The organism is Bradyrhizobium sp. USDA 3397 (assembly GCF_054060965.1).
Genome location: NZ_JBSSDS010000001.1, coordinates 2,718,935 through 2,731,368, shown reverse-complemented (window position 1 = coordinate 2,731,368; position 12,434 = coordinate 2,718,935). Strand labels below are relative to the sequence as shown.

Sequence of the window (12,434 nt, the reverse complement as noted above, 5' to 3'; positions counted from 1 at the left end):
CATGCGCCTTTGCAGTTGGACGTTTCGCTGTAAGCCATTGATCTCCAATGATCGGATTTTGGCTTAGTTGGAAAAATTCTCTTGAGAAATCAATGGGAGCAGCATGTCTCTTAATCAGCGGGTCCCAGGTTCGAGCCCTGGTGCGCCCACCATATAAATCAAGACTTTAGCGAGACAAACCGTTTGAGAGAGCCAGACTAAAACGGTTTTTCGAACGGTGTTTCTGTCGATCCTTCCGGACGTCTATTCTCGACAATGTGATCGGCAGAAGCGGCTCGGGCTTGTTGTTCAATTTGTCCTCCCGAGATGCTTTAAGGCCATTTGGGCCGCGTGGAACGTGGCCTCAAAACATAACCTGATCCCGAGGTACGAATGATCGGTTGGTCGCACTGATGTTTCTGAGCTCTTCGGAGAAGAAGCTTTTGATGCCAAGTCCACTCTTGCGGCCACCGGTACAATCATAGGCCCAGAAATATTCGAAGCCGCGGTTGTCCTTCTTTCGGATCTTATATTCAAGCTTATAGGGTTCCATCAGCCTCCGGACGCCGTGATAATCGGCTTCGATCATTGTCAGTGATCGCCCTGCTTCAATGATGACTTGCCTCGCGGCGGGAATAAAGCTCCCGCCGTAGCCGAAGGCGCGCACCAAGGAAGGCCGGACACCGCCGCCGACAATGCGGGGAGGTACCACCGGCTCGATAACTCGAAGAGTTCTTCGATGAGAGAACCGAAGCGCCCCTGTATCATGTCAAACGTGATACGGCTGGCTTTTGGCGTCACAAGATCATCCCGCAGGTCACGGAAGAGTTGAAGCGGGACGGCAAGCAATTGCATTCGCGCTTGTTGCGCTTCGGCATCGTAGGTGGACTTCTTGAGGAAGGTGCGCACGACCTCGGCGCGGCTGACCGGAAAGTCTCCGCTGAATACGATCGAGTAAAACAGATCGAACAGGTCCTGGGCTTTGCGTCGAAAAAGCAGCGTGGTCAGTTTCGCTGCCAGAAGCTCTTCGAGTTTTTGGCAGCGGATCGGGCCCGTGCACGCAGCTTGGTCCGAATACGGGTGTAACAGCGGCCGTGTCTGGATCGGCAGGTAAGGCTTTTCGAATTCGCTAATTTCCAGATGCGAACGCAGGGTTACGCTCTCTTCCGCATAGAAGCCTTTGAAATAGATCCGCACTTCCAGGGCCTGGACGCCGGGGATTTTGAGGTTCTTCTCGGCGACGCGTGTCCGGTCCATCGCGAACTGAACGCCGCTTCCGGCCTTAGCAGCTTCGAGGATTTCGCTCAGATCGGAATGCAGCTGGTTTTCATTGAGCGCATTCTCGCAGGAGAAATCCAGGTCCTTGGAATATCGCGTGCCCGGAAGGTATCCTTTGCGTATGCCGCTGCCACCTTTCGGGACCAAGAGATTCGAAAGACGACGATGCGCGAATATCTCGCGCAAGAGCCATCCATGGACGTAATCCCGCTCAACGTTCTGCGGAGAGATGTCGTCTTGGTCGCCAGCCACCGATCAGTCAGCTGTTAAAACGTCTCGGTAATCTTGCTCAGGCCAGGAGGGCGATCCGGGTCAAGTCCGCGGGCGCATGCCGCCTCCTCGATCATCCGATAGGCCGGAACGAGCATGGCGATCGGATCAGTGGCAGGATCATCCTGGACCAACCAGGGCAGCGAGCCATGCGGTCCGCCGCAGAGATGCAGCGCGACGTTTTGCTCACGCAATTCCTCTGCAAGAGCGTCCACCGTGGCCGCAGTTTCATCCATGAGGCGCATCATGACAACGGGCGTGCGCGACGATAGCGCGGCACGTGGCCCATGCTGCAGCTCTGCGGCGCTCAAGCCGATGGAGGGCAGGCGCAGGATCTCCGAAAGTTTAAGCGCAATCTCCCTCGCCGAACCCAGGGCCAGGCCTCGAGCTGCCACAAACACGGCTGACGCCTTGACGAGATCATCGGCAATCTCGGACCAGTCGAGCGCCAGCGCACGGTGCAGGCGCTCGGGCAGCCGGTCGAGGGCTGACCCCAGCGCACGATCTTGCGCCAGCTCGGCAACAAGTCCAGCGCCGGCGGCCATCGAGCCGATGACGGTCTTTGTCGCCGCGACGGAGTGCTCTTCGCCGGCTTCGATCGGAACGACGAACTCCGCTTCGTCGGCCACCGGCGACGACGTCGTATTGACGATGGCAACGGTGCGGGCGCCCGAAGCGCGCGCCGACCTTGTTGCTGCGACGAGATCCGGGCTGCGCCCGGATTGCGAGATCACGATGAACAGCGCATCGCGCAGCATCAAAGGTGTGCGAAATGCCGTGATCACCGAGGGGGCGCTTGCTGAAACGGGCAGGCGAAGCCGCGTCTCGACAAGGTATCTCAGGAAAAGGCCGGCATGCCCGGAGCTTCCCCGACCGCACACGACGCACAGGGGAGCTGAGCCAATCCCAATCCGCTGCGCGATGTCGCGCGTGATCGGGCGGCTACGAACAATGTTGGCGACAACATCGGCGCTTTCCCCGATTTCGTTCGCCATCGCGGATGTCGTCACGGCTCAACCGCTCCGCCTTGCTTGCGTGCTGCCGGTGCCTTGGGATGCGAGTCCCGATCCGAGTCCCGATCCTTGGCGAGCTCGGCAAACACGCGCCTGAGATTGCCGTCGCCGTCCTTCAGAATAGTCTCCGCTTCGGTCCTGCCGACGCCCAGCGCCAGAAGGACCGCCGTCTTGACGTCTCCCTCGGCCTGCTCCAGCGAGCGTGCCGCGTGCGACGGATCGCAGTCGGCGATTTGCGCCACCATGGCCTCGGCGCGTCGCTTCAGCTTGGCATTGGTCGGCTGCATGTTCACCATCATGCCGCGATACACCCGGCCAAGACGCAGCATGATTCCCGAGGAGATCAGGTTGAGCACAACCTTCTGCGCGGTGCCCGCCTTCATCCGCGTGGAGCCGGCGATCAGCTCGCGGCCGGTCTCGATCAGGATCGGAAACTTGGCCGATGCCAGCAGTGCGGTGCCAGGATTGTTGGCGATACCGATCGTCACTGCACCGCACGAGCCTGCCTGCTGCAGCGCCGCGACCGTGAATGGCGTTGTGCCGCTGGCGGCGACCGCGATCACCACATCATGCGGTGTGAGCCGCGCGGCATTGATCTGTGTGACCGCATCATCAATGTCATCCTCCGCGCCCTCGATGCTCTTGACGAAGGCACTGTCTCCGCCGGCGACGATGAAGCGGACGCGCTCTTTGGGCCAGGCGAAGGTCGGCGTTAGCTCGGCGCCGTCCTGGACCGCCACGCGCCCCGAGGTGCCGGCGCCGACATAGACAAGGCAACCGTGATCGCCCAGCGCCGCTTGGGCCGCCTCGGTCGCCGCCGTGATCGCGGGGAGGGCATGACCGATCGCAGCGACCGCCGCAAGCTGACCCTCCCACATCGCTTCCATCGCTGACACCAGCGGCCATGCATCGAGGTCGGCAAATCTAGGATCGACGTCTTCGGTGGCCATACTGTTGATCCAAGCGCCATCAAACGCGGAACTTCGGAGCCTGTTCATGGTCAGTTTCTCTCTCGGTCAAAGCCAGCGTGGGTAGGTTCAGCCGCTCTCGCGCGACGAGTAGCGCGCCGGCTACCGCGTCCGCGTCAGGAGGCTTCAGGCGGGCGCGCAGGTCGGGCGTCAGCCATGGCGTCATGGCATCCGCCAGCCCGCCCACCAGCGAGAGCCGATCGATTCCTCTTGCCAGGAATAGATCGAGCAGATCGCCAATGGCATCGGCCGCGCGTTCGACAATGCGACGGCCGACCGGATCGCCCTGATTGGCGTGCCGCATCACGATCGGTGCGAATGTTGCGTAGTCCGTTGCTCTGGCTTGTTCGGACCAGGCCACCGCCTGATAGGGATCATGATCGAATGCGCCCAGCACCTCTGCGAGCAATGGCGTCAACTCGCGGCGGCGATCCGCAGCCCGCAGCGCCAGTCGAACGACCTGCAGGCCGATGTCGGCGCCGCTGCCTTCGTCCGATACGGGAAACCCGTAACCGGCGAGACGGATCTCGCGGGCGTCGACCAGGCCGACACCGACCGAACCCGTGCCGGCCACAACGATTGCCCCGTCCGCGCCGCTATGGGCGCCAAGACAGGCCGCGAGGCCGTCGCTGATGAAGTCAACGGACGCAAAGGGATGCGCGATCTTGCTGAGCGCCGCTTTCGCCCCCCGGCGGCCAATCCCGGCAAGGCCAATTCCGGCGTGCATTTGGCCGAAATCCTCGCGGCTCAGTCCGGCCTGTGTGGCCGCCGCTTCGGTGGCCTCCATGATGGACCGCCAGGCCTTGTCGATGCCAATTCGTGTCGTGGCCGGTCCCGAGATCGCTTCTCCGAGCGCCGTGCCGTTTTCGTCTTCGATCCGGGCGCGACAGCGGGTTCCGCCCCCATCAATGCCGAGATACGTGGTACCTTTTGTTCTCATGGAACGTTAACGCAAGGGTTTCGCTTCGGGTCCGCACAGGTCCCCGTGGCGTACATATGAACGCTTGTGGCAGACTCGCCTCACGAGTCCGTGACGGCCATTCCAGGATCGATACTGATGGGCCATGCTGGTTCTGCCTCTCTCACGATTGCTGCACAGCACATTTTTGATGGGACTGACATGCGCGGGCCCGGGTCGGTCAGGATCTCGCAGGGACGGATTGAAAGCATCAGCTTCGACGAGGCCGCGCCAGCGTCAATCCGCCTTCCCCGAGATGCGATCCTTGCACCCGGATTGATCGACATCCAGCTGAACGGAGGCGGTGGCGTGCTTCTCAACGACCAGCCGACGGAGGCCGGCGTTCGGCGCATCGTCGAGGCGCACCGCAAGGCCGGGACCACGGGCTGTTTGCCAACCCTCATCACCGATCGACCCGAGGTCGTCGAACGATTGGCCGTCGCAGCTCAGGCGTGCCTCGATATTCCTGGCGTGCTCGGCTTTCATCTGGAAGGTCCGGCCCTCAACAGGTCTCGCAAGGGCATTCATCCGGAAACCGAGATACGCGTGCCCGATCGGCGCGATCTCGCCGCCATCAAGAGCTTCGGCGATCGCGGCCGCTCCATTGTGACCTTGGCCCCGGAATGCGTGCCTGCGTCGATGATCGATGAATTGGTCGGTGCTGGATTGCGTGTCGCAGCTGGCCACAGTGATGCCAGCGCAGAACAAATCCGGCAGGCGGTCGGTCGCGGTCTCTTGGGGGTGACCCATTTGTTCAACGCCATGTCGCAGTTGAGCGCCCGGGAGCCGGGCGTGGTGGGCGCCGCGCTGGAGGAAGACCGGTTGTTTGCTGGAATCATCTGCGACGGCATTCACGTTGAGCGCGCTGCTTTGCGTGTTGCCTTCCGCTGCAAGGGACGCGATCGATTGATGCTGGTCAGCGATGCCATGCCATTGGTCGGCACGGACGACCGGCAATTCCTGCTCCAAGGCAGGGAGATAACATTGCACGACGGTCGCCTGACCGGCCCGGACGGCACACTCGCGGGCGCTCACCTCACCATGATCCAGGCGGTCCGCAACGCTGTTACGCTCATTGGAATCGCGCTCGTCGATGCCCTCATCATGGCGTCCCGGACGCCGGCGGCATTTCTGGGCCTTGGGTCCGAGCTCGGACGGATCGCGGCCGGATACCGCGCGGACTTTGTCGCGTTCAATCCGAGCTTTGAGGTCGTCGACACATGGATCGGCGGCGTCGGTTCGATGGGCGAGGCAACCAAGGCTTCCGAGCGAGGTTAGATGGGCAACCATCCGATCATCGTGCAGAAATATGGCGGTGTCTGCCTTGAAACACCGGCGAAGATTCGCGCGGTTGCGCGCAGTCTCGCCGACCTGCATGGCCGCGGTCATCGTGTCGTCGCGATCGTCTCCGCCATGGGCACGACCACCGACCAGTTGATCCAGATGGCTCATCAGGTCAGCCCTGCTCCCAACCGCCGTGAACTCGATATGCTGCTGACGACTGGCGAGCGCATCAGCATGTCCCTGATGAGCATGGCGCTTTCCGATCTCGGCGTCCCTGCGATCAGCTTCACCGGCAGCCAGGCTGGCGTGATGACCGACGACTCGCATTCCGCCGCACGCATTCTGGATGTTCGGCCGATTCGCGTGCGTGAGGAACTCGACCGCGGGCGCGTTGTCGTGCTGGCAGGATTTCAAGGCGTGAACCCCGCGACCAGGGAAATTACTACACTCGGCCGCGGCGGCAGCGACACCACGGCGGTCGCGATGGCCGCGGCGCTGAAGGCCGAACGCTGTGAAATCATCAAAGAGGTCGACGGCATTTGTTCGGCCGATCCGCGCATCGTGAAGGACGCAAAGCCGCTCCGGCAGGTAGATTTCGCATCCCTGTCGGAGATGTGCTTCTGGGGTGCGAAGATCTTGCATTTTCGCAGCGTAGAGCTGGCGCAAAGTCAGGATGTGCCTCTGGTTCTCAAGCAGTGGGATGGCGTCGAGCACAGCACACAAGTGATGAAAGGGGTTTTAGGCATGGAAAACGGGAGAGTTCTAGCCGTCAACTCGATAGCTCGCATTGAGCATGTGGAAATCGATTCCAGGGATCTCAATCACGGGTTCGAGAAACTCGCGCAGCATCTCAAGCAAAACAGCCTGTCCTGGCCGCAGCTCCTTGCATCACACTTCGCTGCGGGAAAAACCAGCATGACCGTGGCTTGCGATACGGAGTGGCTGGATGCCTTGCTGCGCACGCTGGAGGGCGCTACGGATCTGCGCAAGCAGCGCGAGGCGTCAAGCTCGGTTAGTCTCACCTGCTTCGGCGGCGTTTCATCGGAATTGCCGTTCAGGGCGTTGCAGGTTCTCGAACATCACAGGATTGTCCCTGACAGGTACGTATTGTCCCCGCATTCGGTCAGTCTTTTTCTCTCTGTGGAGAACCGGGAGGCTGCCGTCAAAGCGTTGCATACGCTTGTTCAGCAAACTTACGATCTGAGAAGCATTACGAACGCGAGCTGACGCGGGAGCCGTTTGCAAAATCGTCGTTTGGGAGTCCTGTAAACAAATTCTGGCAATGCTCAGAAGCCGCGCCGAGGGTGACGCCGTCCGAGCGCATCATGGGTGTGAGCTGGTGAAGGAAATCGCGGTCACGCCGGTTGAGATCGTCGGAGAAGGCACGACTTGGCATGCGAACCTCCTCGATAGCGGCTCGGCGGACTGGCAGCTTGCCGCCAGCGTGCTGAGACAAACCAGGGATGATCTAGAGCCCGCGTTCGATTGGCAAAGTAGGTCAATCAACGTGGCTCCCCGATTGCTACCTTAAAAACTGTACGCTCGATTTCAATGTCATTTCTACGTAGCGTGTAAGTTGCCGTGTAGGTGCCAGGCGGCCAGGCGGCGCCCGCCCGCTTCCGTCCAGCCGAAATGAAATATTGGGCCTGGTCTCGCGGCAGCTCCGGTGCGCGATACTCCGCGATGACTTGCCCCTGAGGCGATCTCAGCTCGATCACTTGCTCGTCCTCCGCCTGCAGTCCGATAGCGCGAACATACGCGACGATGGTCGCAGAGTGAGGGCCAGGCAGAGATCGCTTGATTTCTCCTGCCTCGATCCCGTCCATGGTCACCGCTCGATCGGCAAAACCGGCGTTGATGATCTCGGTCGGCCGGTAGCCGGGAGCAGCGCTCCCGGTTTGCAGCCACAGCGAACGACCAACGTTGCATTCGCCTTTGACGCCTCCCCTCAGCGAATGGATCTACGACGGCCCGGCTCTGCCTCACCGTGAAATGGAGATGCGGCAACTCCGTGTTTCCGGAGAGACCCACCAGTCCGAGTGTCTGCCCGGCGCTCACGCTGTCGCCAGGCTTCACTCTGAGACTGCCTTTGGCCATGTGGCAGTATTGCGTGCTCCAGCCGTTTCCGTGTTCGACGACTGCGCCGTTGCCACATTCCCTGCCGGCGACTGCGGCTTTTCCTGCGACTTTGACCGATACGTCATCCATGCCGTCTCGGGTGTGAGCAACGCGCCCTGAAGCGGCCGCAACGACTGCGACGCCTGTTCTCTGAACGTCCAGATCGGGCAGCCGGATGTCGGTGCCGTCGTGACCATCATAGGTTCGGCGCCCGCATCGAAAGTCCAAGGTCTTGTCGGAGGGATCATGGTCAACGTAGTTCTGGATGAAGCACGTCCTTCCCAAGTCGCAGGCAACCGGCCAAGCAAACAGTTGCGGTTCGGAGCTGGGGGATGCCGTCGCGCAAGTCATGACTGTGCAAAGCGCGAAGGCAAACATAAACGTTTTCATCCGGCCTGTCCGTCCTGATGAAGGGGAGCGCGACAAAGCGTACTGCGGAAGCGTAATTTCATGACTGATGTCCCAAGAACCTTGGCGAATACCACACCGTGAAGCCACCCGAAAGGATGAGGATCAGCCCGCGAACGCAACAATCGACTCCTTATCTGCCGAATCTGTGCTGTTTCAGCCAACCCCGTATCTCTCGCGCGAGGAGCACGCATCCTAAGCAGCCTACAACGATGCAGATGCAGCCCAAACAAGCCGACGAAGTTGAATGGCTGATCGATAAACGTGATCAGCTGATAGTTACTGGGGCCGCCTTTGGTACGAAAACTCGCCCACAGCATTCCAGCAGGGTACCACTGGCTCAGCTGGTAGAACCCGTGCACTTCCATTCCATGACAATCGATACTAAGGCGCCGACGAGCGGCCTTGGTACGTACGCGATGCTGTAGAATGGGACGATCCCCTGATCTCCTCAAGGCCAGAGACAGATTCGGGCAACATCAGCACACCACGCCTGCTCGCTTGGCGAGGATCCGAAGATCAAACGGCTTCGAAATTCGGGATATCTCGCCGGCGGCAATGTGGCGGCATGCCGATCAACGCTGGCGACAGGGGCTTCTATTATTTCTGCCGCAGTGCACGGGCGAGCTGATCTTCCAGCGGCTTGCGCAGGTAGGCGATCGCCGTCCGCACGCCGTTCTGGATGAATGCTTCAACCGGCATGCCGGGCACCAAAGCCTTGCCGTCGAGCTTGGCGAGTTCGCTCGCGTCAATGCTGATGCGGGCGACGTAGTAAGCCGCGCCGGACTGCGGGTCTTTGGTCAGATCGGCGGCGATCCGCGTCAGCGTGCCGTCGAGCTCGGGGGTCACGGCGGCGTCGAACGCGCTGAAGCGGAGCTTGGCGGATTGCCCGAGCTTGAGCCGGTCGATCATTTGCGGATCGACCCGGGCCTCGACCACAAGCGAATCCTTCGGCACGATCAGCATCAGCTGTTCGCCCGCGGTGATCACGCCACCGACGGTGAAGACCGATTTCTGGTGGATCAGACCGTCCTGCGGCGCGCGCAATACCACGCGATCGAGCTGGTCCATCGCGGCGATGCGGCGTTCGCCGAGATCGGCAAGCTTGGTCTCGACGTCGCGCAGTTCGGTCGCGACTTCACGGCGCTGGTCCTGAACCAGCTGGATGATCTGCAGTTCGGTCTCGGTGATCCGGCCCTTGGCGCGCGCGATCTCGGCGATCATCTGGCCTTCCTCGCCGGTCAGGCGGGAGGCCTCGCGCTCGAGTACGGTGAGGCGCGCATAGGGCACCAGGCGCTTGTCGTACAGCTGGCGCACGCCCTCCAGCTCGGTTTCGATCCAGCGGATCTGTGCACGCTTCGACGCGATCTGCGCCTCCAGGCCGCGGATTTCGTCCGCGATCTGCGCCTTGCGTTCGCGCAACTGCGATTGCTGGCCGCTGATAGCTTCGCGCCGCCGGTCGAACAGCGTGGTCTCGCCCTCGATCATCTCCGCGATCGAGGCGATGGCGCGGCGTGCGACGATCTCGCCGGGCAGCACCACCGCGTCGCGGCCGTTCTGCTCGGACTGCAGCCGGGCACGACGCACCCCGAGCTGGTTGAGCTGGTTTTCGATCAGCGCAAGGTTGGCGCGCGGCAGCGTCTCGTCAAGTCGGACCAGCATGTCGCCGGCCTGAACCTGATCGCCGTCGTTGACGGAGATTTCGGCGACCACGCCGCCGGTCGGGTGCTGAACCCGGCGGACGTTGCTGTCGACCACCACCTGCGCCGGCGCGATCACGGCGCTGGCGAGCGGTGCGGTCATCGCCCAAACGCCGGCGGTGGACACCACGATCGCCAGCGTGCCAATTCCGAGCCCAGTGGCGCGCCGGATATCGCGAAACGGATCGCTACGGCGAGCTTCGGGCTTGCGGGGTACGGCCATATGGGAGTCCTCAACTGGCGGCGGCGGCCGGAACCGAGCGCGCATCGGGCACCGCCTGCAGCGTCGCGCCGCCCGGCGGCGGATGAGCGGCGAGCGATTTGCGCAGCACTTCGTCCTTTGGGCCGAACGCCTGTACCTGGCCGTTCGCCAGCGTCAGCACGAGATCGACTTCGGCGAGCGCCGCCGGCCGATGCGCAATGATGACGGCAATGCCGCCGCGCGCCCGGACGCGCCGGATGGCATCGGTCAGCGCGGCGTCGCCTTCGGCGTCGAGGCTGGCGTTCGGCTCGTCGAGCACCACCATGAACGGATCCTTGTAGAGCGCGCGCGCCAACGCGATCCGCTGCCGCTGGCCGCCCGACAGGGTGGCGCCGGCTTCGCCGATCCGCATCTCGAACCCCTTCGGCAACTTCAGGATCATCTCGTAGGCGCCGGCGGCCTTCGCCGCGGCGATCACCGCCGCCTCGTCGATCTCAGGATCGAAACGCGCGATGTTTTCCGCAACCGTTCCGTCGAACAATTCGACGTCCTGCGGCAGGTAGCCGATCATGCCGCCGCGAATTTCTGCGGGCCACTGGTCGAGGGTGGCGCCATCGAGGCGGATCTCGCCGCGTGCGATCGGCCAGATTCCGACCAGCGCCCGTGCCAGCGTCGATTTGCCGGCGGCTGACGGGCCAATAATGCCGACTGCCTGGCCGGCTTCGAGTGCGAACGAGGCGTTGTGCACGATCGCGGTGGTGCCGCCGGGGGCGGCGATTGTGACCTGCTCGACCGTGAGCCGATGGACGGCGCGTTCGGGCGCGACGTCAGGGTTCGAGGCGTCGCCCTTGCCCAGAGCGGCACGAAGTCGTTGGCTCGCCTGTCGCGCGCCGATGAACGGTCGCCAGATGGAGATCGCCAGTTCCACCGGCGCGAGCGCGCGGCTGCCCATGATCGACGCGGCGATCATCACGCCGCCGCTGGCCAGCCCCTCGATCACCAGATAGGCGCCGAGGCCGAGCAGCGCCGATTGCAGCATGAAGCGCAGCGTCTTTGATAACGCGCCGAGCGATCCGGCGATGTCCGCGTTGCGTTGCTGCGCGGCGACGAGATCTTCGTTGGCGGCGCCCATCCGGTCGATCAACCGCTGCTCCATGCCCAGCGCGGCCACGATTTCGGCGTTGCGCCGACCCGCTTCAAGCTGGACGCCGCGGATTGCGCCGGCACGCGAGGCGTCCCGGGTCGGCGCCCGCGTCAGCACCTCGGTGAGCAGCGCGATCCCGAACAGCAGCACCGCGCCCACGACCAGCGTCCAGCCGAGATAAGGATGCAGGAGAAAGCAGCCGGCGAGATACAGTGGCATCCACGGCAAGTCGAACAAGGTGGTCGGGCCGAGCCCGGAGAGGAACGACCGGACCGAGTCCAGATCGTGCGACAATTGCAGGCCGCGATTCGCGCCGCCGCGCAGCGGCCCGCGCAGGATATTGCAGACGACCGGTTGCCACAGCGCCGCGTGCAGCGCCGATCCGATCCGGGTCAGAATGCGCTGACGCAACAGATCGAACAGCCCTTGCATCGCATAAGCCGCCGCCACCGCGATCGACAGCGCGATCAAGGTCGGAATGCTGTGCGATGGAATGACCCGGTCGTACACCTGCAGCATGTAGATCGAACCGGTGAGCATCAGCAGATTGAGCACCGCCGAGAACAGTCCCACCGTCAAAAAGGCCGTTCTGCAGGAGGCGATCGCGGCCGACGCGAGATCGCCGGACGCGGGAGTCGACGCGGAGGACGTTGCTGCGCTCATGACACTCAATTCAGAAACGACGTCGGACCGCCACCGTCGGATGCGGTCGGCGTTCGTTAGCGAGGTTCAACGTCAGGCGCATGACAAAGCGACCGCTACGAAAACGCGAGCGGTTCCAACGAGGCGGCGATGCTCTGCGGCGAAACGCCGCCTTGGTTCGAAAGTCGGCCGCGCAGACCGGCAATCGAACCTGGCGTGGTCGCTCCTCGCGGCGGGCTGATTGAGCTGTCACGCGATGACCCATTGGCAACTGCCGCCGGCCGAGAGGTCGAGCGCGCCTCCGCGCGCAAAGCTGGTAGTTGGTTCTCTCGGTCTTCGCGGGGCTCTTCGGGTGGCGACTTCACCGGCCCGTTAAGAAGCAGTCACCGATCTGTTGTCATCTGCGTTCTATCAACTCAGTAACGATACGTTAACCATCGGCCGTCTGGACCACGCCCTCGCGCATGCCG

At 62.6% G+C, this 12,434-nt stretch carries 10 protein-coding genes and 1 pseudogene; 2 read left to right on the top strand and 9 right to left on the bottom strand.

Annotated elements, in window-relative coordinates:
* Window positions 1–343: 343 nt before the first annotated feature.
* The 5 genes from ACVWYQ_RS12965 to ACVWYQ_RS12945 form a co-directional block, all read right to left on the bottom strand.
* Window positions 344–568, bottom strand: a complete 225-nt coding sequence (locus tag ACVWYQ_RS12965; protein ID WP_271543881.1) for a hypothetical protein — start codon at window positions 566–568, stop codon at window positions 344–346.
* A gap of 2 nt (window positions 569–570) precedes the next feature.
* Window positions 571–1,443, bottom strand: a complete 873-nt coding sequence (locus tag ACVWYQ_RS12960) for a nucleotidyl transferase AbiEii/AbiGii toxin family protein (RefSeq protein ID WP_271543883.1) — start codon at window positions 1,441–1,443, stop codon at window positions 571–573.
* An 80-nt stretch (window positions 1,444–1,523) separates the two neighbouring features.
* A complete protein-coding gene (locus ACVWYQ_RS12955) occupies window positions 1,524–2,522 on the bottom strand; it encodes an SIS domain-containing protein (protein ID WP_271543885.1) in 999 nt (332 codons plus the stop codon).
* An 11-nt stretch (window positions 2,523–2,533) separates the two neighbouring features.
* Window positions 2,534–3,490 (bottom strand): N-acetylmuramic acid 6-phosphate etherase, encoded by a 957-nt coding sequence (locus tag ACVWYQ_RS12950; RefSeq protein WP_157284148.1) that lies wholly within the window; start codon window positions 3,488–3,490, stop codon window positions 2,534–2,536.
* 19 nt (window positions 3,491–3,509) lie between these two features.
* On the bottom strand, window positions 3,510–4,448 hold the full coding sequence (locus tag ACVWYQ_RS12945) for a BadF/BadG/BcrA/BcrD ATPase family protein (RefSeq protein ID WP_271543888.1): 939 nt from the start codon (window positions 4,446–4,448) through the stop codon (window positions 3,510–3,512).
* Between the two features lie 117 nt (window positions 4,449–4,565).
* Here ACVWYQ_RS12945 and nagA point away from each other — a divergent pair, with 117 nt between their 5' ends.
* The gene (gene nagA / locus ACVWYQ_RS12940) at window positions 4,566–5,744 is read left to right on the top strand and encodes an N-acetylglucosamine-6-phosphate deacetylase (RefSeq protein ID WP_271543890.1); all 1,179 of its coding nucleotides are present in this window, start codon (window positions 4,566–4,568) and stop codon (window positions 5,742–5,744) included.
* Window positions 5,745–6,977, top strand: coding sequence for an aspartate kinase (locus ACVWYQ_RS12935; protein ID WP_271543892.1), 1,233 nt, complete (start codon window positions 5,745–5,747; stop codon window positions 6,975–6,977).
* 275 nt (window positions 6,978–7,252) lie between these two features.
* On the opposite strand, the gene ACVWYQ_RS12930 is transcribed toward ACVWYQ_RS12935, so the two are convergent.
* From ACVWYQ_RS12930 to ACVWYQ_RS12915, 4 genes and pseudogenes are all read right to left on the bottom strand, one after another.
* Complete coding sequence (locus tag ACVWYQ_RS12930; RefSeq protein ID WP_456727239.1) at window positions 7,253–7,576, bottom strand: hypothetical protein; 324 nt, start codon at window positions 7,574–7,576, stop codon at window positions 7,253–7,255.
* Window positions 7,577–7,718: 142 nt separating this feature from the next.
* Window positions 7,719–8,219: pseudogene (locus tag ACVWYQ_RS12925) on the bottom strand (M23 family metallopeptidase); the annotation flags it as partial.
* 657 nt (window positions 8,220–8,876) lie between these two features.
* Window positions 8,877–10,199 carry an HlyD family type I secretion periplasmic adaptor subunit gene (locus tag ACVWYQ_RS12920; protein WP_456725681.1) on the bottom strand — a complete coding sequence of 441 codons (1,323 nt, stop codon included), beginning with the start codon at window positions 10,197–10,199 and terminating at the stop codon, window positions 8,877–8,879.
* Between the two features lie 10 nt (window positions 10,200–10,209).
* Window positions 10,210–11,985 (bottom strand): type I secretion system permease/ATPase, encoded by a 1,776-nt coding sequence (locus ACVWYQ_RS12915; protein WP_456725680.1) that lies wholly within the window; start codon window positions 11,983–11,985, stop codon window positions 10,210–10,212.
* Window positions 11,986–12,434 lie beyond the last annotated feature (449 nt).

Coding starts and splice junctions, on each gene's coding strand:
- ACVWYQ_RS12950 (WP_157284148.1), bottom strand. CDS start 3,490: ATGGCCACCGAAGACGTCGATCCTAGATTTGCCGACCTCGATGCATGG.
- ACVWYQ_RS12955 (WP_271543885.1), bottom strand. CDS start 2,522: ATGGCGAACGAAATCGGGGAAAGCGCCGATGTTGTCGCCAACATTGTT.
- ACVWYQ_RS12920 (WP_456725681.1), bottom strand. CDS start 10,199: ATGGCCGTACCCCGCAAGCCCGAAGCTCGCCGTAGCGATCCGTTTCGC.
- ACVWYQ_RS12945 (WP_271543888.1), bottom strand. CDS start 4,448: ATGAGAACAAAAGGTACCACGTATCTCGGCATTGATGGGGGCGGAACC.
- ACVWYQ_RS12915 (WP_456725680.1), bottom strand. CDS start 11,985: ATGAGCGCAGCAACGTCCTCCGCGTCGACTCCCGCGTCCGGCGATCTC.
- ACVWYQ_RS12930 (WP_456727239.1), bottom strand. CDS start 7,576: ATGGACGGGATCGAGGCAGGAGAAATCAAGCGATCTCTGCCTGGCCCT.
- ACVWYQ_RS12935 (WP_271543892.1), top strand. CDS start 5,745: ATGGGCAACCATCCGATCATCGTGCAGAAATATGGCGGTGTCTGCCTT.
- ACVWYQ_RS12965 (WP_271543881.1), bottom strand. CDS start 568: ATGATCGAAGCCGATTATCACGGCGTCCGGAGGCTGATGGAACCCTAT.
- nagA (WP_271543890.1), top strand. CDS start 4,566: ATGGGCCATGCTGGTTCTGCCTCTCTCACGATTGCTGCACAGCACATT.